This is a genomic window from Endozoicomonas atrinae, assembly GCF_001647025.1.
GTDB lineage: Bacteria > Pseudomonadota > Gammaproteobacteria > Pseudomonadales > Endozoicomonadaceae > Endozoicomonas > Endozoicomonas atrinae.
The window spans coordinates 77,721-97,658 of the sequence record NZ_LUKQ02000001.1 but is presented as its reverse complement, the minus strand read 5'-3'; the positions used below and the strand labels follow the sequence as shown (position 1 = coordinate 97,658).

The 19,938-nt window shown below is 46.2% G+C and carries 16 protein-coding genes; 3 read left to right on the top strand and 13 right to left on the bottom strand.

Features of this window, described 5'->3' with window-relative positions; translation table 11 throughout:
• Positions 1 to 12 precede the first annotated feature (12 nt).
• From AK963_RS00465 to AK963_RS00455, 3 genes are read right to left on the bottom strand one after another with little or no spacing between them, the layout of a single operon-like run.
• On the bottom strand, positions 13 to 1,443 hold the full coding sequence (locus AK963_RS00465; RefSeq protein WP_175404398.1) for a lipopolysaccharide biosynthesis protein: 1,431 nt from the start codon (positions 1,441 to 1,443) through the stop codon (positions 13 to 15).
• A 5-nt stretch (positions 1,444 to 1,448) separates the two neighbouring features.
• The gene (locus AK963_RS00460; RefSeq protein WP_066013110.1) at positions 1,449 to 2,549 is read right to left on the bottom strand and encodes a glycosyltransferase family 4 protein; all 1,101 of its coding nucleotides are present in this window, start codon (positions 2,547 to 2,549) and stop codon (positions 1,449 to 1,451) included.
• Positions 2,542 to 4,629 carry a putative bifunctional diguanylate cyclase/phosphodiesterase gene (locus tag AK963_RS00455; protein WP_238593601.1) on the bottom strand — a complete coding sequence of 696 codons (2,088 nt, stop codon included), beginning with the start codon at positions 4,627 to 4,629 and terminating at the stop codon, positions 2,542 to 2,544. Before AK963_RS00455 ends, AK963_RS00460 begins: the two co-directional genes overlap by 8 nt.
• A 353-nt stretch (positions 4,630 to 4,982) precedes the next feature.
• Here AK963_RS00455 and AK963_RS00450 point away from each other — a divergent pair, with 353 nt between their 5' ends.
• The 3 genes from AK963_RS00450 (at position 4,983) to AK963_RS00435 (ending at position 9,427) form a co-directional block, all read left to right on the top strand.
• Positions 4,983 to 5,315, top strand: coding sequence for an STAS domain-containing protein (locus AK963_RS00450; RefSeq protein WP_066013106.1), 333 nt, complete (start codon positions 4,983 to 4,985; stop codon positions 5,313 to 5,315).
• Positions 5,316 to 5,852: 537 nt separating this feature from the next.
• Complete coding sequence (locus AK963_RS00440) at positions 5,853 to 8,723, top strand: SLBB domain-containing protein (protein ID WP_083232355.1); 2,871 nt, start codon at positions 5,853 to 5,855, stop codon at positions 8,721 to 8,723.
• A complete protein-coding gene (locus AK963_RS00435) occupies positions 8,720 to 9,427 on the top strand; it encodes a CpsD/CapB family tyrosine-protein kinase (protein ID WP_083232354.1) in 708 nt (235 codons plus the stop codon). Before AK963_RS00440 ends, AK963_RS00435 begins: the two co-directional genes overlap by 4 nt.
• A 97-nt stretch (positions 9,428 to 9,524) precedes the next feature.
• On the opposite strand, the gene AK963_RS00430 is transcribed toward AK963_RS00435, so the two are convergent.
• The 10 genes from AK963_RS00430 to AK963_RS00390 form a co-directional block, all read right to left on the bottom strand.
• The gene (locus AK963_RS00430; protein ID WP_066013102.1) at positions 9,525 to 10,301 is read right to left on the bottom strand and encodes a substrate-binding periplasmic protein; all 777 of its coding nucleotides are present in this window, start codon (positions 10,299 to 10,301) and stop codon (positions 9,525 to 9,527) included.
• 32 nt (positions 10,302 to 10,333) lie between these two features.
• Positions 10,334 to 11,005, bottom strand: coding sequence for a SanA/YdcF family protein (locus AK963_RS00425; RefSeq protein ID WP_066013100.1), 672 nt, complete (start codon positions 11,003 to 11,005; stop codon positions 10,334 to 10,336).
• A gap of 86 nt (positions 11,006 to 11,091) precedes the next feature.
• Complete coding sequence (locus tag AK963_RS00420; RefSeq protein WP_066013099.1) at positions 11,092 to 12,270, bottom strand: hypothetical protein; 1,179 nt, start codon at positions 12,268 to 12,270, stop codon at positions 11,092 to 11,094.
• 83 nt (positions 12,271 to 12,353) lie between these two features.
• Positions 12,354 to 13,451 carry a tRNA (uridine(54)-C5)-methyltransferase TrmA gene (trmA, locus tag AK963_RS00415; RefSeq protein ID WP_066013098.1) on the bottom strand — a complete coding sequence of 366 codons (1,098 nt, stop codon included), beginning with the start codon at positions 13,449 to 13,451 and terminating at the stop codon, positions 12,354 to 12,356.
• A gap of 93 nt (positions 13,452 to 13,544) precedes the next feature.
• The gene (locus AK963_RS00410) at positions 13,545 to 14,852 is read right to left on the bottom strand and encodes an NCS2 family permease (protein WP_066013097.1); all 1,308 of its coding nucleotides are present in this window, start codon (positions 14,850 to 14,852) and stop codon (positions 13,545 to 13,547) included.
• Between the two features lie 307 nt (positions 14,853 to 15,159).
• Complete coding sequence (locus AK963_RS33055; protein ID WP_175404397.1) at positions 15,160 to 15,333, bottom strand: hypothetical protein; 174 nt, start codon at positions 15,331 to 15,333, stop codon at positions 15,160 to 15,162.
• Positions 15,334 to 15,397: 64 nt separating this feature from the next.
• The gene (locus tag AK963_RS00405; protein WP_066013096.1) at positions 15,398 to 16,369 is read right to left on the bottom strand and encodes a GIY-YIG nuclease family protein; all 972 of its coding nucleotides are present in this window, start codon (positions 16,367 to 16,369) and stop codon (positions 15,398 to 15,400) included.
• Positions 16,370 to 16,630: 261 nt separating this feature from the next.
• Complete coding sequence (gene rimI / locus AK963_RS00400) at positions 16,631 to 17,098, bottom strand: ribosomal protein S18-alanine N-acetyltransferase (protein ID WP_066013093.1); 468 nt, start codon at positions 17,096 to 17,098, stop codon at positions 16,631 to 16,633.
• A gap of 47 nt (positions 17,099 to 17,145) precedes the next feature.
• A complete protein-coding gene (locus AK963_RS00395) occupies positions 17,146 to 18,078 on the bottom strand; it encodes a uracil-DNA glycosylase family protein (RefSeq protein ID WP_066013092.1) in 933 nt (310 codons plus the stop codon).
• Between the two features lie 110 nt (positions 18,079 to 18,188).
• Positions 18,189 to 19,742 (bottom strand): 2-isopropylmalate synthase, encoded by a 1,554-nt coding sequence (locus tag AK963_RS00390; RefSeq protein ID WP_202969693.1) that lies wholly within the window; start codon positions 19,740 to 19,742, stop codon positions 18,189 to 18,191.
• Positions 19,743 to 19,938 lie beyond the last annotated feature (196 nt).

The window sequence follows — 19,938 nt, the reverse complement described above, 5'->3', positions numbered from 1 at the left end:
CTTTAAAACACCTTAGTGCCTCAGGTACTTGAGTGTTGTAAAGAGCTGACGACGAAAAAGCAGTAGCTGGGTGACTGAAAACACCAGCACTCCTGCCAGGATCATCAGGAACAGTTGAGCTGCCTCATGCACCTGACCGGTCAATTGTTCTCGGAGTAGCAGTAAACCCACCAGCATAGTAATGGAGCTGCAGAGGGGCGGTAGCAGAGCGCCCAGGAATGATGATGTCTTCAGCGCAAATGCTGGCAGAATGAGTTTCAGGTGGAAAGCGAAACTGATCAGATTAATGCTTAACCAGGCCCAGCATGCCCCTTCAACACCATATTGGATCCCATAGAAAAAAATAGGCAGAGTCAAGATAGTTAACAGCAGGGTTCTGCTGTTTTTACCAGGCTCTCCAATAGCGGTTATACCGGTAGCCATCATTTCCGACAGCATTCGGAATGGGCTGGTCAGGCAGAGAATTTGAAACGGAACAATAGCAGCGGCCCATTTATCAGAAAGTACCAGTGTGATCAGTTCAGGTGATATCGCACACATACCGAGATACATGGGAAAGAGTACCAGACTGGCAAGCTGAACTGATTTATACAGATACTGTCCGGCAACAGCGCGCTCATTCTGAAGTTTGGCAAATGATGAGAGCCCCAGGTGATTGAGAAGTTCGCCGATCTTATCGCTGGGAAGGTTGGCCAGGTTTCTGGCAACAGAGAACACCCCCAGGTCTGCTTTGGTAAGCAGGCGGCCAATGCTGATGTTGCCAAAGACATTGACAAAATAACGCAACACATCATTCACGGTGGCTATGCCGCTGAATCCTGCCATTCTGGAAAAACCCTTGAAGTTCAAGGCTGGCAAGACCCAGCAGGGGGCAATGAGGTTATAACCAATGGCCAGAGCCAGGCGCATGAACAGATGCCCCAAAATCAGTGACCAGACGCCGAGACCGGAAGCAGCCATGGCAATAGTGACGACACTGGTCATCAGTGCCGTATAAAACTGAACCTTTTCCCGTTCTTTGAACAGCATCTTGCGACTGGCCATGGCATAAGGCAGTGTGTGGAACACCATAATGAGATGCTGGCAGGCTACTGCCTGGATAAGAATAGTAACCCTTGGTTCATCAAAGAAGCTGGCAATAACCGGGGCGATTGAAAAGAAAAAGCTGAAAAATACCAGACAGGAAACAATATTAATTGTGAATGCCTGTCTGAGGCGGGCTGTGGTGAGTTCTTCTGCCTGAATGATCGCTTTGCCAATACCAAAGTCTCCCATCAGTGCAAATATACCGATAAAAGCCATGGTCATAGCCATCAGACCATAGTCATCAGGGGTCAGGAGGCGGATCAGAATCAGTGTATTGAGCCAGGTGAATATCTGTGCAGCAAGGCGCAGCATCGCTCCAACTTTCAATCCTTTGATAACGTTCTGGCCAAGTTCCATTGAGTTCATCCAACCGTTTGAGAGCGATCCTGTTTCTTGTTAGCTAATCCTGAGGCTAATGTCTCATTGAGCGTGCAGGGCCAGTCATACCCTTTTGCCTGCACGGCTTGCTGGTAAACATCAAGAATCTTTGGAAGAATCGCCTGACTTGAATATTTATTGATAACTGTTGCAACACACGCTTCCCTGAGCTGCCACTTCACTGCCTCTGGCAGGGAAAACCAGAATTGTAGCAAATTACTCATTCCATGAAGGTCTCCAACCGGAGATGTCCAGCCATTGAAGCCCTGCACAATGAGGTCGGGTAATCCTCCCAGTGGAAAGCAGAGAACTGGCACGCCATGAGCCATGGCTTCAAGTGCGACCATGGGTAACCCTTCAAAACGGGATGTTATACACAACAGGCCGATTTCACGCCAATGGGCTTCCATGGACTTAACCTGCCCCATGAACATGACGTTATTGATCTGCTGTTTTTTTAGTATGTCTTCCATTGGGCCGCTGCCGTAAAGCCTGAAGGGGAGTAGTGGCTGGTGCTTGGCCAGCTGCAGAAACAGGTCAGGACCTTTCTCGTGGCTCAACCGGCCAACAAAGGCGATGGCTTTTCCCGAAGACGGGTGATGTTCTGGAACATCCACAAAGTTATCAATGCGATGGGGTGCTCTGATCCATCTTCTGGCAATTTCATCACTGACGGCAATGTTTTTAGAAACGGGACTGCTCAGCTGATCAAGCAGTGAATATAGCCGGACAATACCTTCACCCGGATCACCATTATGAAAGGTGGAAACAATAGGCGTTCTTGTGATTACTGCAGCCAGGCGGCCAAAAATGCCGGCTTTGTAACCATGGGTATGAAGTAAAAGAGGTTGTGTAGATTTGAGCGCTGAAATCAGCTCAGGTAACTTGCCACTGAGATAGCGGAAACGGATTGCTGAGTCTTTCAAGGCCTGTTCAAGAGGGTGCTCAGCCTGATATTTTTGGTAAAACCAGATTTCTGCAGGCCAGCCACTGCTTTTCAGAGCTTTGCCAAGTTGATAAACATGGGTTTCTATCCCCCCTGCCTGCCTGGAGTCCAGCAGTATGACAATGGGGTGATCAGTCATTATTATCTCCCTGGCTACCAGGCTTTCCAGTCTTTTCTTGCGTATTACGCGATAAAACACTCTGGCTTGATACGAGGTTGATAAAGTCATGGGCGGACAGTGGCTTTCCGTAGTAATAGCCCTGTCCTTCCTGACAACCTTTTTTAGCCAGGTAAGCTTCCTGTTCAACAGTTTCTACACCCTCTGCCAGAACTTTCAGGCCGAAGCTCTTGCCAATCTGAACAATAGCTTCAACGATGCCACAGTTTTCCCTGTTATGGGGAAGGTCGTCGACAAAGGACTTATCAATTTTGATTTTATCGAATGGAAACTGCTTAAGGTAACCCAGGGAAGAATAACCCGTTCCGAAGTCATCAAGAGCCAGTGTTACCCCTATGCTTTTAATATTCTGTAGCTGGGCTTTTGAGGCTTCCAGATCATCAATAATGGAAGTTTCAGTGACCTCAAGTTCCAGAGTCTCAGGAGGAATCTGATACTTATTCAGTAAAAAAGCGATACGATCCACAATATTCTGATCCTGCAGCTGAATGGCAGAGAGGTTGACTGCCATGCGCAGGTTTTGATAACCAACATGATGCCAGTTACTTAACTGTTGGCATGCATTTTCCAGAACCCAGTCACCAATAGGGATAATATCAAGACTATGTTCTGCCATGGGAATAAACATATCAGGCGAGATCAATCCTTTTTCAGGGTGATTCCAGCGCAGTAAGGCCTCTGCTCCCACCAGCTCACCTTTTTGATAGTTAAACTGTGGTTGAAAGGCCAGACTAAGTTCTCGGTTTTCAAGGGCTTGATGGAGATCCATCTCCAGCCGTTTGCGCTGGCGGATTTCAGTATCAATAGTGGCTACATAGAACTGGTAGCGATTGTGGCTTCTGGACTTTGCCATAATCATGGCAAATTCAGCCTGTTGAAGTAACGTGTCGACATCCTCACCATCATCAGGAAATAGAGTTATTCCCACAGTAGCGCTGATTGTCAGTTGCTCACTGTTAATCTCGAAAGGTCTGTCAAGCTGCTTGATCAGAGACTGGGCCATTTCAGCTGCCTCATAGGGCTGCTCGATCTTTGATTGAATAATGGCAAACTGATCTTCACCTAATCGGCCAATATAGGCTTTATTACCGATGAAATTTCTAAGACGATCCGAGACTTTTACAAGAATATGCTCGGCGGCGTTGAAGTTTACCTGAGCATTTAATGATTTAAAGTCATCCAGTCCAAGGCATAGAATGGCTATGTTCTCATGCTTTTTAGAGGCCTTTTGGATAAATGTATTGATCTGGTTCTGTATGGTACGTCGGTTTGGCAGCCGGGTCAGATAGTCATATTGGGAGAGCCGCATGATGCGGGCTTCTGCTTTTTGACGAAGAGTTTGATGGTAGTTAATGGAAGTTAACAGTTTATTGGCAGTTCTGACCCAGAGGCCTAATTCATTATTTTCATTGCCTTCAGGTACAGGCAGTTGTTGTTGTCCAGGCTCTTCAGGGTTAATGCTTGATAAATGGCGTATCAAACGATTCATGGGGCGAGTTAGCAATGTTGAGTAGATCAGGTATAGCAACAGGGCCATCGCTATGGCGCGGATTATCCCAGCGAACACGACAACGACAGATCTTTGAATAAATGCCTTGCCTTCGTAGGCTGTATCAATAGAGAGAATCAGCTCCCCAAAGTACTCTTTCTCAGGCTCATGACTATACAGCGGCTGGCGGTATATACGGATGGGGTCAAAAATATAGTCTGAGAGGAGGCGGTACCGGGATGCAAAAATGGGTCTCTCAACCATTACCAGCTTTGAAGTATCATCAAGGCGTATTGCTGCCACTTGTACAAACTTCATTTCCAGCAGACCATTCAGCACTTCTTGACCCATGTCGGTATCAAGACGATAAGCCGCCCTGCTGGCAGGCTCATGAATCATTGCCAGCATTTCCCTGGCTTTTCGATCAATATCAGCGTTTGAAAGGTGAGCATCCAGAAAGACCTGCACAAGGCTTAATAAGATGCCTAATATACAGGCACAGAGTAGAACCGCCTTAAGCAGTTTGATGGACAGGTGTTCTGCAGAATGCATGCCCTTCTGGGTATCCATAAAAATAACGTCAAATGTTAGCCATTGATTCAGAGTTATTTGGATACAGCTTCATTCTGAATTCGTTTAGGCAGATTGTCTGATTGGTGTTTTTTTTACAGTCTTATGAATTAACTATAGGGTTTGCTCAGGCTTGTGTTTTATAAAAAAATGGAATTTTAATTTAATTTTAATTACTGTATCTATTTTATGAACTTTGTTGTTTCTTGATAATATTACTTTTATAAGATGCTTTTCTGTTATTTTGTCTAATCTATTTAAATGTGTGTTGTTTAAAAGTCTGTTTTACTTTGTTAGATAAATAATAAGAAGGTTGAAGTTGGGAGTAACAGGTAATGGATTACGCGACTTATCAAGCCAGTAGCTGTGATGTTATTGAATTGCATAATAAATTCAATGCAGAGACAGTAAATGAGGTTAGAGGTCACTTTGATCATTTAATTAAAGATTGTGCAGGAGATGTACTTGTTGATATGAGTTCTGTTAATGAACTTGATTCTTCAGGTATTGGTGCCCTGGTTTTTCTTTATAAGCGACTAAAGACAGAGAGTAGAAATCTTGGATTGCTTGGTGTTAATGGAAAGCCTGACGAGTTATTGACAATGCTCAGGATTAACCAGACGATCAAGCAATATGAGAGTATTGAAGAGTATCTGTCGAAAAAATAAATTATTTTTATTTTTTTGTTTTGTGATATCGGGTAGGAAATCTGCCGGATATCTGTTTATTTGTCTTTTTTTTCCTTTACTCTCCTCATGCGTAATTCTCTGGCCCTTTCATGCCGATCGCGATTATAGCCTTACCGAAGATGAAAGACGCAAGGTCAGGGATATTGACCGTTCTGACGTACTTTCTCTATTGGATTTAAGTCTATCAAGGTACCTTGAGCTAAAAGGGGTTGGTGGTGAGTTTTGTCTTCCGGGGCAAATGGAAATCATCAAAGAGCAGCATAGACTAGCTATTCATGAGGTTGATGGTGATCTCCTAGGAGATGCTATTTACACGCTAAGCGAATCAATTCAGGCCTTGGATAAGGTTCGTATAATGATGGAAGAGATAGCTGAGGATGGAGGGTGTCCTTTACAGTATGCTGCCGGTCTCATTCAAAAGGACCGCAAGCAACTAAGATCTATAGACTCTGTCCTGGGATTGTCGGACTGGCCACGACCCATAAGCTTGAAAGCGTTTATGAGGGAATCCCGGTGATGATAGCTTATTGCAGAGGGGGGCGTTGCAAAAGCCTGTTCCATGTTCTAATTATTCTCATCCTTCTGTTGCACTCTTTTGTCGGTGAATCATCAACTACTCCTATCGAAAAAGGTGGGGTGTTCATTATAAAGCTGAGTGATGGTCAAGGGACTCTCCCCCTTCTGCAGGTTGATGAGACGCTGGCAATCACTTTTCCTGACGGAATGGTTCTCCATTTTATGGAGATGGATGAAGAGGCTGCTGCTGCTGAAATACTTAGAGAGACTAAGACTAGCGAATCATACAGTGTAGAAACCATAAACTATATTGGCCCGAAAGGTATAATCAATATTGCCATTCTTGGTGATATTCAAAATCCTGGGAAGTATGCTCTTCCCATTGATTCATTTTTGCCCAGCCTTAATTCATACCACGCTCTTTTTGATGATACTGACGTTGAAGCAGATTTTACCCTGATTCGGAACAGTCAGCATATTAAGGTGCCAGCTGCAAAGTCAGCGGAATGGCAGCTGGAGGCTGGTGATGCTGTTCTGATTTCTTTACGGGGGAAAGTCCCTGAAAAAACTGTTGATTCCCAGGAGCATGAAGATAGTGATAAGGGTATTTCACACCAACTTGACTTGGAAATTAATCAAAGTTCTGGCACAGGAGCCCAAACCTCTATTACACCGGTAAAAGGAGATGAGCTTGAGACTGGGATGGTTGACCCAGAAGTTGCTGCTCCAGAAACAGTTGATTTGGAAGCAATTGATCCAGAAGTAGCTGATGCATCAAACGTTGAGGTTGATATGTCATCAGTCCGGATGAGGGATCCTGAGCAATACCAGTTGCAGTCAGGGGATATTCTGGTCATTGGGCTGCCGGGAGAAGAGGGGTTTAACACGAACTTTCTTATTGGTAGAGATGGGACTATTCACCTTCCTGAAATCGGGCAGTTGAAAGTAGCCGGCCTTACAATAAGGGCAGCAGATAAAGCAATTTATACGGCGCTGTCTGATGTTTTTCTCGGACTTGATAAACTGACCATTCACTTGAAAGAAAAGCGGCTGTTGATCACTGTGCTGGGCTTCGTCAACAATCCCGGTGAGGTAGAGCTGCCCAGCACCGGTAATATCCAGATGGCGATTACCGAGGCTGGAGGTTTCGTTGATGGTGCCCAGTTGGATAAGCTTCAACTGAGAAGGGATGGTGAGAAAAACGTTTTTAATTTTAAACGTTATCTGGATACGGGAGACCCCTCAGTACTTCCTGAAATAAAGTCTCTGGATGAAATTTTTGTACCTACCTCGCCGGGCCTGAGCAGCGTTCACGGTGAGCCAAGGGCCGTAGATGATAAAGCGGTTGATTCTGTTTCTGACAGAACCGTTATCAAGGTATTTGGTGAAGTGCTTAAGCCGTTAAGTTTTCCTTATCAGGAAGGCATTAATGTCGTGGATGCCATTTTGAAAGGTGGGGGGGTTACACGGTATGCCAATGTTGAACAGATTCGGGTGCTTTCCGGTGTAGAGCCCAAGCTGTTTAATCTGAAGCAGTTTCTTGACAGTGGCAAAGATGAAGACTTGCTGATGTTAGAGCCAGGGGCAACCATCTATGTTGCCCAGCAGGTTGATTCAGTTTCTGGTGGGGCGCGTAAAGTGTATGTGATGGGGCAGGTTCAGAAGCCCGGTGCATTTGAAACGTCCGAAGGTGTTGGTTTTCTGGATGTTATCGCTAATTCAGGTGGGCCTACCCAATATGCCGATATCCGCTCAGTAAGGATTCTTAAAAGAGATGGTACTGTTACACCATTTAACTTTCAGGATTTTACAGAGGGACGTACAACCGATATACCGATAATAGATTCAGGTGATGCAGTCTTTTTTCCTGAGAAAGGTCCTGAGGATGACAAGTCTTGGCTCAAGCTTGAAACTGATGACTCACTGAAAATACTCGGGGCCATAAAAAAACCAGGGCGCTATGAGTGGGCACCTTCGGTAGATTTTATGGATTACCTCAGTAACGCCGGGGGGCCTACAGAGAAAGCAGACCTTTCCCATGTAAAAATTATTAAGCCGGGTCCCAATAATCAGCGGAATGTCATTGAGTTCAATATGCAGGAGTTTATTGAGATTGGTGGGGCTTGGTCGGATATGCCTGAATTGACAGGTGGCACAACGATAGTGATTCCTGAGCTACCTGAAAGTCCGTCATCCAATACTTCAACCTGGATCAAATTACCAAAAGAGAATGCCATTTATATGATGGGGGCTGTATCTAAGCCCGGGCGATATGCTTTTAATGAGGACATGGGGTTCCTCGATATACTTTCTGCAGCCGAGGGGCCTGCTGAAGAAGCTGACCTGTCACAGATACGAGTGGTTCATCGAAATGAGGGCGCTCCCAAGGTCAGTAAACTGGATCTGCTTCGCTACTTTGAAACGGGTGATGATACTTTGCTGCCAAAAGTAAAACCCGGTGACACTATCTTTTTCGCATCCAGAGAACGGAAATGGGTTGAGAAAGACCCTGAAGATACGGTCAGGATTATGGGGGCTGTGTTTGTCTCAGGCCGTTATGAGTTTACCAATAACATGACCATTCTGGATCTACTTGCAGAGGCGAGGGGACCGAAAGAGTCTGCTTATATTGAAAAAATACTCATTGTAAATAGCTCCTGTTGTGAAAACAGGGCAACGACATTTGATCTGGTGGATTTTATGAAAGACCCAGATACTTCACGGTTGCCGGTGTTAAGAGCTGGTGATACGGTTTTTGTGCCAGAACTATCGCAATCGAACTGGAATGTGATCATGGGGCTGGTTGCTGATGCGGCCAGTGTTTTGACGGTAATTCAATTCCTCACTAATTTGGGGTGGTTTTCACCATGATCAAGCTGCCGGTTAACTATCTGGAGATTGAAGAGATATATGGCAACAGTATTGGTAAGGGGTTGCGTTCTGTGGCTATTACTTCCGCCAACCCGGAAGAAGGTTGTAGTACTCTGGCTTATGCCTTAAGTCAGCGTAGCGAAGTCGATGGTAAGCGAACATTGCTGGTGGAAGTAAACATGCTACATCCTGAACTGGGTGATATTTCCGGTCATATTCATACAGACTGGCTGCCAAACCCTCAGTCTGCTGACGGGTGTATTATGCGTTCGGATGATGTGAATCTCGATATTCTACCGGCTCCATGTGATACCGACGTACTTCGGTTCCGCAGTATTGCTAACATGAGCAAGCTTATGGAACATTGGCTGGAAAATTATGATGCTGTGATTTTTGATACTTCCCCGGTAAATGCCAGGAATCGCAATAATATTCCCGCAGAGTCCATTTGTGCCATGGTTGATGGCGCCATAATGATTGTGATGGCTGGAGTGACACGACAAACGCAGTTCAAAACGGCACTTGATAGGCTGACCCAAAATGATGTGTCATTGATTGGTATTGTGTTTAATGATTTTCTAAACCCTCGCCTGGCGGATGAAATTTGCCGGGAAACTCGCCGGCTAGACAACTGGTTTCCTAATACCATGAAGAAAATCAGAAATTACGTCAGAAAATCTTCATTCTTTAATATCGACCTTTAGACATTTTATTCCCTTTGGGTATTTCTGCATTTTTTTTGTTGGTCAAATGGATTTGCGGGCTGAAGTATCAAAAGGCTCCGATAATAATGCCCCAATTTTACTGATACATATTTATTATTTTTTCTATAACGCCATCTCTTTTTAATTTTTGCAATACTTTGTCTATTTCTTTTCCTTGCTGCTCTTTATTTTTATGGAACATGAACGTGATGGGCACACAGTCAAATACAGAGCCTGTTTCAAACTGATTCTGAAAATGATGTCTTAACAGGTAACTGGCAATGGTGCGGTCCATAAGCGCTAGGTCTGTACGCATATAGGCCAGCATTTTTAATACGCCACGTTCATTCTTGGCATCAGCGCGGTAAATACTTCTGTCGGCAAATAAAGGCTCAAAGCTTGGAAAGGTATAGTTTTGAACAACACCAAGTCGTTTACCTGTCATCGAACCAGGAGATGGTGTATTGAATGATTCACCTTTGCGAAAAACGGTGACTTCACAATGTTTAGCTATAGGCTTGGTAAAGTAGGTGTGTTGTTTATACTTTTTACGCCAGGCTGCTGATGTCCATGTTTCTACATCAAGTTCATTGCTGATGACTTTGCTGATTAGACGGTTGAAAGGGTAATAAAAGTACTCAAATTCGAACCTGCTGTTTTCACTGACTGCATTCAGGATATCTTTCACAATGCCCTTGTTTTCATTGACCCAGAAAAGTGGGGGGTAGTCTTCGGGCAACAGGCCTACTCGAATAATTTCTTCGTTGGTTTTATGGGCGTGGACGAATGTTACTGAAAAAAGGGTATTGCATAATAAAACGGCAATTGTCTTTTTTAGTAATAGTGTACAGAAGGATCTTATATCTCTATCCATGAGAGTTCCATTGTGAATATGAAAATGGTATGTCAGGTAGGTGGCGTAACACCAATCTCAATGGTTGGGCCAAGGAATTTTGGGCCTGTATTGAGAAAGTGCACCTCCAGTACAGCCAGTACTCTGGCGAGCATCTCCCTGGCCTTATTGCTAATATCAATGTTATAGCCTTCACCAGCATTATAAGCAATGGCATCAATATCATGATTCATTGCGATGTAAAGAGCTCGCTTATTGTGTGGAGCCTGGGAAATAATAGTAAAGCTGTCCAGGTCAAAAACATGATGAGCCCTCAGGACAGAATCAAGCGTTCTGAAACCGGCATAATCCCGATATATTCGTTCTGCAGGGATTCCTTTTTTTAGGAGATCTCGTCTGATGGTGCTTGGTTCATCGTAAAAACGAGTACTGTTATCGCCGCTAATGAGAATGTAATCAATTTTACCCGCTTTGTAGAGTTGGAAGGCTGCCTCTAGCCGTAGCCGGTAGTGGTCATTAAATCCGCCCAGGCGAGAGTATTTACTGGTACCCAGCAAAACACCTACTTGATTATAAGGGAGCTTGCTCAGGTTAGAGTACAGGGCGTCGTTGGTAGCTCTTGCCACCATGAAGTTGCAAAGTACAGTAAATGCCAGCAAGGCAACTGTAGAGAGAATGGCCAGTCTGACAAAAATCAGTAAATGGGGTATTCGGACACCCATCATAAACCTTCAACGCGAGTCACATCATTCCCTGAGTAGATCATATTGTGTAATTTCTATAAAGCTGATAAATCAAAAAAACACAATTTTTAATCAGACTTTCGTCTTAGTTCGTCAATTATCAGCTTTGATATTGTCCTGCTGGGAGCATCAGGTATGCCCAGACTTTCGGCAACTGCTGGTGCTCTGTAACCCATGATGTGGGCGTTAATCATGATGGCCAGAGGCTCTGGACTTGATGCACGAATGGCAAGCTGCTCGGTCAGCATCAGGTTATGATAGTTTTGATCAGTAACATAGATTACCGGTTTGCCTCTGTAGATGGCCTGCTGAGCTACAGATGATTTATGCACAATAACAGCAGAGGAAATTGTGCTCAGTGTTGCGGTGGAATAAGTGCCGTGATGTAGCAGATGAACATTTCCATCAGATTGAGCCTCAATGATTCTGCGTTCAAGGCCTCCATCAAACTTGGGGTGGTATGAAACCAGGAAAAGAATGTTTGGAAGCATTCTGGTTGCTGCAATAAAGGTTTGAAAAGCCCAGGGGTAGCTGCTGCTGTAGTCACCGGCAAATAACACTACAGGTTGCTCAGGATGTATATTGAGGGTGTCGCGTAACAGGAAAATATCGGTCTCTTCATAGACTCTGTCCCAGTCCTCCAATGTGGGCTGTCCCGTAACGGTTACTTCTGCTCCTAAGGATACTGCTATGCTCTGAAAGCTGAGAGCAGTTGTTTTGCTGGGGACATGGAACTCATCTATGTATCTCAGCTCTTCTAAAAAGGGCTGTACATAACTGATGGAATTAACCGGTTCAAAATTATCATAAAATGCGATGACCTTGGCGCCTCTTCTATCCCAGATATTGGCAATCTGGGCCTGCGCCCGGCTTGCCATGCCGGTATAGACGATTTTGGTCGAGATCCGTTCGGCGAGGTTGTAAACCAGCTTCTGATTCAAGGGCTGGTCGCGATTTTCAAACAGCGCCTCGTTGTGGGTCAGCCTATCTATCTGAATCAACGCTGGATCATCCTTGAAGACTTCAGCAGCATGACCCATTGCCAATATCCGGTAGGGTATATTTGAGCTTTTGAGCTTTTCCTGAATACGCAGGAAGGCGTTGCTTTCACCCTGGTCATAGGCGACGAACAGGACCGCAGTTTTTATGTAGTTTGCATCGTTGCTGTAAGAAGCAGGTGCAAAAAAGAGCCAGAGAACAGAAAAAATGATCAATGCTGGCAGAGATTTCAGCTTGTAGTTTTTCACGTGAGACTACCCCGGTGAACTTCCCTAAAACTTTTTCTTCCTAAGAATCAAAGTAGGAGTCCCACCGGGGAGTGTAAATCTGACTATTTCCGAATCAGATGAACGCCCATTTCAGCATGATGAGTGTATGGAAACTGGTCAAAAAGGGCGATTTTTTCAACTCTATGAGTCTGGCAAATAGTTGACAGATTTTTCTTGAGCGTTTCAGGATTGCAGGAAATGTACAGAATATTGTCGAAATTCTGCACCAGCTTTTCTGTTCCTTCATCAAGACCCGCCCGGGGTGGGTCAACCAGAATGGTTGAGAAATGATAGCTGTCCAGATCGATTTCGCTCAGGCGGCGAAATGCACGTTCCTTGTTCATTGCTTGAGTAAACTCCTCACTGGATAGCCGGGCGATTTCTACATTGTCCACATCGTTCAGCTTAAAGTTTTCCCGGGCTGAGTGTACTGAGATTTTGGCAATTTCAGTCGCCAGTACATTGGTAAAATATCTGGCTAATACACAGGTAAAATTACCATTCCCACAATAGAGTTCTAAAAGATCACTGTTACTGGCGGACGTAATCTCCTGTGAGGCTCGACTGGCCCAGGCAAGCATAAGCTCATTAACACTGGCATTAGGCTGGGTGAAGCTGTTTTCTACCTGAGTGTAATGGAATGGTTTACCATCCACGGTCAATGTTTCAGTGACATAGTCTTTGTCCAGCACCAGTTTCTGCTTACGGGCACGTCCAATAATACGAATACCAAACTGTTCCTGAAGTGCTGTTGCTTCCTGTCTCCACTGTTCATCCAGCTGGCGGTGGTAGATCAGTGAAACCAGGGCTTCCTTTGTCTGGGTGGTGAGAAATTCAACCTGAAAGAGCCGTTTCTTCAGATGGCTGCTGGCAATGATAGCTTCCATCAGGGGCATCATTAACCGGTTAATGGTTTCGGAGCCGCTGGGAAAGGAGGTTACCTCAAAAGGCTGCTTGGTTTGTGGATCGAACATCCGGTAGTAGCAGTGATCTCCCTCATGCCAGACATGAAACTCTGCTCTCATCCGGTAATGTTCCGGTCTGGAACGGAAAAGTTCCAGCTCAGGAATACCAAAATCGGCAAACTCGTTGCAAATGCTGCTGGCTTTTTCTGCCAGTTGCTCTTCATACCTTTCGGGTTGGACTGTAGGTAGGGACATAGCACTAGTGATCAAATAAAAACGGCCCATATTATGGGCCGTAATAGCATGCGGGTGAAGCGTGGTTTATGGCTGGATACTGAATCGTTATGTTTACATAACGATCTTGGCCAGACACAGTGCGCCAACAATGTAGGAAGCAACAGATACCTGACGATAGTTACCGCTCAATAGCTTCAGTATGATGTAAGAGAGCATACCGATAATAATGCCTTCTGCAATGCTGTAAGTCATTGGCATGAACAGCAGGGTCAGGAATGCCGGGATGGACTCACTGAAGTCATCAAGATCAATATCCTTGATAGGTGACATCATAAACAGACCAACCAGCACCAGGGCCGGAGTGGTTGCTGCACCAGGGACCATAAGGAACAGTGGCGACAGGAACAGTGCAACCAGGAACAGGCCAGCTACGACCAGAGCGGTCAGGCCAGAACGACCACCTGCAGATACACCAGTGGCGCTTTCCACGAAGGTGGTTACGGTGCTGGTACCAAGGCACGCACCCGCGGTAGTCGCAACAGCATCAGCAAACAAAGCCTGCTTACAGTTAGGTACTTCGCCTTTTTCGTTCAGCATGTTGGCTTTGGTGGATACGCCCACCAGAGTACCTACTGTGTCGAACATATCCACAAACAGGAAGGTAAACAGGATGATGGCCATGTCCGTGGTGAACACCTGGTCCCACTGAAACTGGAATAAGATCGGTGAAATATCAGGAGGGGTTAGGCCGTTGCTGAAGTCTGGCATGGAGGTCACGCCCAGTGGGAAGCCGATCAGGGTGGTAGCTACGATACCAATCAGCAGTGCGCCGCGGACATTTTTAACCAGCAGGACACCGGTAACCAGAATGCCGATCAGAGCCAGCAGTGGTTTTGGATCAGTCAAAGTGCCAACCGTTACCAACGTTGCAGGGTTAGCTGCGACAATACCGGCGTTCTGAAGACCGATAAAGGCAATGAACAGGCCGATACCGCAGGAAACGGCTTTTTTCAGGCTAAGTGGAACGCTGTTAACAATGGCCTCACGGATATTGAAAGCGGTCAGAATCAGGAAGATGATGCCTTCGAGAAAAACAGCAGTCAGGGCCATTTGCCAGGAGTAACCCATGCCAAGCACAACACCGTAAGCAAAAAAGGCATTCAGGCCCATGCCTGGAGCCAGGGCAAAAGGCAGCTTTGCCCATACCGCCATTACCAGGGTGCCGATAATTGCGGAGATGGTGGTGGCTGTAAACACAGCACCAAAATCCATGCCGGCATCTTTAAGAATCAGAGGGTTGACCACGAGAATATAGGCCATGGTCATGAATGTGGTGAAGCCTGCAATCACCTCGGTTTTGACATTCGTGCCATGAGCTTTCAGGTCAAAATAATTCTCTAGAAAATCCCTGCCGGACATAAGTTACCTTTAGTGTTTACATCAGCATTGTGTTCTTTCAATCAGAAGAGGCGTTCTAAATATTTGCCTGTTCGGATGGTCGGAAAAGCGGTGGAATATATATTTCTTAAGATTATTTATTAATACGTATTTATTCTCTTTTTGGGGCTTGATTTGAATAGAGTGGCTGGTCAATAAATGATCAGGATGTTGTTGTGTCCATGTTTTATAGTCTGTGAGATGTTTTCCTGCAGGGATTAACAGAGTTATCCACAGATGCTGTGGTTAACTGGATACTGTGTGTTAGAGAGGGTTGGCGTCCAGGCATTTAGTTCTGGATATTTTCCCGGATCTGCTGCATTTTTAAGGCGATTTGATCGCTACGATGGCCGATCAGGATCATCTTCTGCTCTAACCTCTGCAGGGTATGGCAGACTTGTTGGAGCTTGTGGGGAAGTGCTCGCTGTGTGTGTTCAATAGAGGGGTCTTTGGGCTTGTCCATAGACCCAAGTATAGATGGGGGAGAGGGGGAGCGGCACTTTCAGGGAAAATGCCGGTCTGAAGAGTCAGGCGACTGCAGCCATGGTCTGGCTATTTATGCCCATGGCTCTTGTGTTGAGTTCTGCAAGCAGTTGTTCAATTTCCTGGCGATCGGATGCCTGGCTATCTGAAGTCTTCTGAGCTCTGGCTTTTCGGTGTCGCTCAATAGCTTCACGGATGCGCTTTTCCCTTGGGTCAAGTTCAATGATGATCTCTGGCTCAGCGGCTTTCACTGGTTCAGGCTGTTGCTCAACGACTTCGATCTCAACAGGTGTGAGAGCGGCTGGTTTGCTGTTGAGAAGTTCAACCGCATTGCTGCTTCCTGAAAGGACAGCGTTGGCTGCTGCCTGAATGGCTTCAAGCTGAGCCGAAATATCGTCACTGAGGCAGATGTTGTTCATTTGAACAACGGCATTCACCTGCGAACCGTTCTCCTGTTTTGCTGCCAGCTTCTCTTTCTGGGCTTCCGCCGTGCTTTCCTGTGCAGTAGAAACATCCAGTTTGATTTCCGGTGATCTGGTGCGTTCAATAGAAACGGCTGTCAGCGGTTTCGCAGGGCTGGGCTGTTGTGGCTCTGCAGTTTTCTCTTCAGCCTGCTTTTTCGGCTCTGGAGATATCTCATCAAAGTCATCGATGTCTCCATCGAACTCGGCAAAGATATTGGCAAGCTCTTTCTCCAGATTGGATTTACGGGTTCGTGTTTTCTTTTTAGGCTGAATTTTTACGGTACTGGTTTTGTAGCCCCGGAGGCTGCGAGCATCCAGCGTTTCAATGGCTTCCTGTTCAAGGGTGTTAAGCTCATTGCGGTCTTCTACGAAATCCCACTCTTCAACGACAAAGCCATCCCTGCCGTGGACGCGAATCTCCTGATATAGCGGGTAGTCAAGATTCTGCTCGGCAGCAGCCACCATTTTTTCCCATTGGTCAACCAGGTCATTGCGGGTTGACCCTACATAGACTTGAGAGGTGGTTTTGTTGGTGACGGTGAAGATAATCAACGCTTAAGACCTTGCTATGACTAAAACAGGGGCGCGATTATACCTGTCAATTTCTCAGTGTGCAGGGGTGGAAAGCTCGTATTTTGTAGTTTTTTTTAACCATGTCTGGCTTGATTTTGAAACTTGGCCGATTGCTTTGTCGTTCGTGCGAAGTCGCATTGCGCTATTACGATTTAATTGTCGTTTAGTGTGTTGGCTTAATGGTTGTCATTTAGGAGTAAGTCGCCCCCAGAGCTTCTGTTATTTTCAGCTTGCGCGGAGCTAGATGAGAAATGTTTCAGGCTCCATTGCCATGACGATGGCGTCTTCCCAGCCCTTGCCCATGGGGTAGTAGTTTTTTCTGACTCCGATCTCGCTAAAGCCTTCATCAAGATAAAGGTTGAATGCTTTGATATTGGAGCGGCGAACTTCTAATAGTATGGTGTTGCAGTCAGACTGTGATGCTTTTTGAATCATATGTTGCAACAGTTGCCGACCAATGCCTTGTCTCTGAAACTTTTTGTCTATGGTCAGAATTAGGATGCTGGCTTCACCGGCAGCCATCATCATTATGCAGTGCCCTACAATTTCGCTGTCCAGTACTGCCAGTTCGCAGGTGTAGCCTGATTTCAGGCTGTCAGAAAAGTGCGCTTTTCGCCAAGGATGCTCTGCTGATTGCTGCTCTACGGTATAGACCTGCTCCAGGTCTTTCTCCAGCATGTGGCGAAAAGTAAGTGATTGCTGTGTCATGGCTGATGATTTGTCTGAATCGTTTGATCTGTGGGGCTGGATGATTCTCAGGCGCTTCCGAGTGTGTTTGGTATTTTAGCGAGTAAGGGAGCCAGGTCCTGCCATGCTTCTCTTTTGAGTATGGACTGCTTCATAAGTTCATTCAGCCCATGAGTTACAGCAAACCATTGGCCTGTATGGGTGCCCTGCTGGATACCCCGGAGTTGCTCAAAATTTTTCTCTGGATCCATGACAAACCTGGCGGCTGACTGGCCAAATAAAAGAATAACCTTTCTGCGGGATAAGCCGTATTGGTTGCTCAGATAAGCGCAGATAGCATCGGCGGCAGCGTAGTCATCTTGGCTTAGTTGGCTTAAGAGACCCCGGCTTTCTGCCATTGGCCAGACAAACTCACGAAAAGCCTGTGGGCCTTCAGGTTTGAGCTTGAGTGCTCTCAGGATGTCATCTAATAGCCGTTGATGATAGCGGCTGAATTGATTGAGCCCGGAGTGTGGCATTTCGGCAACCACAAGACAGTCATCGCTGACTGGCTTTATTACCAGGCGGAACTTGCTGGCAGAACCAGCCAGCTGTTTTATGGGCTCTGGCGAAGGTTGGGCTTTCTGTTTGATTTCCTCTGCAGGTTTTGAAGGTGTAATAAACTGCCCAAGGATATCCGCTGGCTTTGTCGGTGAGTATCCTGCTTGAGAATGCTTTCTTGCTTCGTGTTGGTTGAACGCTGAGCTGCTCTCAGTGCCAGAAACAGAGTTAACTGACTCTGTTTCAGTAAGTGCCCGCGCATCCTCTTCAATCCAGTCAAATGGTCTGGCTGGCTGAGCGTTGGTCAGCTGGTATCTGGGAAACCAGGTCTGAATACCCATCGCTCCCAGGTAGTTTTGCCTGATTTTCTCACGGCGGGCGGTCTGCATCTTTACTGCAGAAATGTCGACAGCCTGATCACAGCTGGATGGTGAAGGTTGGTCAACGGTTTCGCCCTGCATGTTTGCTCTCAATGGTTGTGGCTCTTCTCAAGAGTAAGAGCAGGAGGAAGATTAAAATGCCAATAGTATCACTGAAAGACTCTGTTGGCATTTTAATCAAACCAATATGATCAAACGTTACCTCCCGTCTGTGGGTTGGCTTTGGTTAAATCTGCTTCCAGCAGGTTAAGAGCGTGGATATAGGCTTTGGCGGAAGCAATAACGATGTCGGTGTCAGCCCCGGAACCATTGACTATCTGCCCGTTTTTCTCAAGCCGGACAGAGACCTTGCCCTGGGAGTCAGTACCTGTTGTGATGGCGCTGACGTTATACAGTGCCAGTTTAGCCTGAGAGTTTGCTGACTTTTCAATAGCTTTGAAAATGGCATCAACAGGACCATCACCACTGCTGGAAACAATCCGTTGTTCTCCGTTGATTTCAAGAGTGAGTGTTGCTTCGGGTGTTTCGCCAATTCTTGAGCCAGCGTTCAGGTCAATCAATTTGTATTTTTCAACCAGCTCACTGCTGCTTCGGGCATCGCTCACCAGCGCCTGAAGGTCATCGTCGTAGATTTCCGATTTTTTGTCCGCCAGAACTTTAAACCTCTGGAAGGCATCGTTCAGGTCTTCCTGGCTGTTAAACGAAATGCCCAGTTCTTCCATTCGGGTTTTGAAGGCGTTGCGGCCAGACAGTTTGCCGAGTACCAGTCGGTTGGTATTCCAGCCCACTTCTTCTGCACACATAATTTCATAGGTTTCCCGGTGCTTAAGTACACCATCCTGATGTATTCCGGACTCGTGGGCAAAGGCGTTGGCACCCACAATGGCCTTATTGGGTTGAACCGGGAAGCCGGTGATGGATGAAACCAGTCGTGAGGCTGGTACGATCTGGGTGGTGTTGATGCCGGTGGTTACCCCCAGGCAATCCGAACGGGTTTTCAGGGCCATGACAATTTCTTCAAGAGAAGCGTTACCAGCTCTTTCCCCTAATCCATTGATGGTGCATTCGACCTGACGTGCCCCATTCACAACTGCGGACAGAGAGTTCGCTACTGCCAGACCAAGATCATTGTGGCAGTGTACGGAGAAAATGGCTTTGTCAGCGTTTGGGATGCGCTCGATCAGGGTTTTGATGGTTTCTCCAAACTGGTGTGGCAGAGCATAGCCAACGGTATCCGGAATGTTGATAGTTCTGGCGCCTGCATCAATGGCGGCTTCAATAATACGGCACAAAAAGTCTATTTCTGAGCGGCCGGCATCTTCACAGGAAAACTCAACATCATCAATCTGGTTTCTGGCTCGCTTTACGGCAAACACTGCCTGTTTGATCACATCGTCCGGGCTCATGCACAGTTTGTGTTGCATGTGGATGGGAGAGGTTGCAATAAACGTATGAATTCGGCCTCGTTTAGCTGGTTTCAGAGCTTCGGCAGCACGGTCAATATCTTTCTCCAGAGCCCTTGAGAGGCTGCATACGGTGCTTTCTGTGATGTTGGAGGCAATGGCTTTAACGGCTTCAAAGTCGCCTGGGCTGGCCATGGCAAAACCGGCTTCAATAACATCTACCCTCAGTTTTTCCAGGGTTCTGGCAATGCGTAACTTTTCATCACGGGTCATTGCTGCGCCAGGGCTTTGCTCTCCATCGCGCAGGGTGGTGTCAAAAATCACAACCTGATTATTGTTCATGATGTATCCCTTGCCTTTGCCGTTCGAAAGGCTGATTAATTTCTTATTGGTTATGCTGCTGTAATCGGTTTTGAGTGCGCAGCATTCTGGTTCAGCAAAGACTCAAGCTGAGCAAGCTGGTTTGCTGTCTGGCCATTAGAGCCATGTATTGGGGGAGATAGTAATAATATGCCCTAGGGCAGTAGTAGGAGTAGCA

Excerpts from the sequence above, each read along its gene's own strand:
- AK963_RS00465 (WP_175404398.1), bottom strand. The coding sequence starts at position 1,443 with ATGGAACTTGGCCAGAACGTTATCAAAGGATTGAAAGTTGGAGCGATG.
- AK963_RS00460 (WP_066013110.1), bottom strand. The coding sequence starts at position 2,549 with ATGACTGATCACCCCATTGTCATACTGCTGGACTCCAGGCAGGCAGGG.
- AK963_RS00455 (WP_238593601.1), bottom strand. The coding sequence starts at position 4,629 with ATGCATTCTGCAGAACACCTGTCCATCAAACTGCTTAAGGCGGTTCTA.
- AK963_RS00450 (WP_066013106.1), top strand. The coding sequence starts at position 4,983 with ATGGATTACGCGACTTATCAAGCCAGTAGCTGTGATGTTATTGAATTG.
- AK963_RS00440 (WP_083232355.1), top strand. The coding sequence starts at position 5,853 with ATGATAGCTTATTGCAGAGGGGGGCGTTGCAAAAGCCTGTTCCATGTT.
- AK963_RS00435 (WP_083232354.1), top strand. The coding sequence starts at position 8,720 with ATGATCAAGCTGCCGGTTAACTATCTGGAGATTGAAGAGATATATGGC.
- AK963_RS00430 (WP_066013102.1), bottom strand. The coding sequence starts at position 10,301 with ATGGATAGAGATATAAGATCCTTCTGTACACTATTACTAAAAAAGACA.
- AK963_RS00425 (WP_066013100.1), bottom strand. The coding sequence starts at position 11,005 with ATGATGGGTGTCCGAATACCCCATTTACTGATTTTTGTCAGACTGGCC.
- trmA (WP_066013098.1), bottom strand. The coding sequence starts at position 13,451 with ATGTCCCTACCTACAGTCCAACCCGAAAGGTATGAAGAGCAACTGGCA.
- AK963_RS00410 (WP_066013097.1), bottom strand. The coding sequence starts at position 14,852 with ATGTCCGGCAGGGATTTTCTAGAGAATTATTTTGACCTGAAAGCTCAT.
- AK963_RS33055 (WP_175404397.1), bottom strand. The coding sequence starts at position 15,333 with ATGGACAAGCCCAAAGACCCCTCTATTGAACACACACAGCGAGCACTT.
- rimI (WP_066013093.1), bottom strand. The coding sequence starts at position 17,098 with ATGACACAGCAATCACTTACTTTTCGCCACATGCTGGAGAAAGACCTG.
- AK963_RS00395 (WP_066013092.1), bottom strand. The coding sequence starts at position 18,078 with ATGCAGGGCGAAACCGTTGACCAACCTTCACCATCCAGCTGTGATCAG.
- AK963_RS00390 (WP_202969693.1), bottom strand. The coding sequence starts at position 19,742 with ATGAACAATAATCAGGTTGTGATTTTTGACACCACCCTGCGCGATGGA.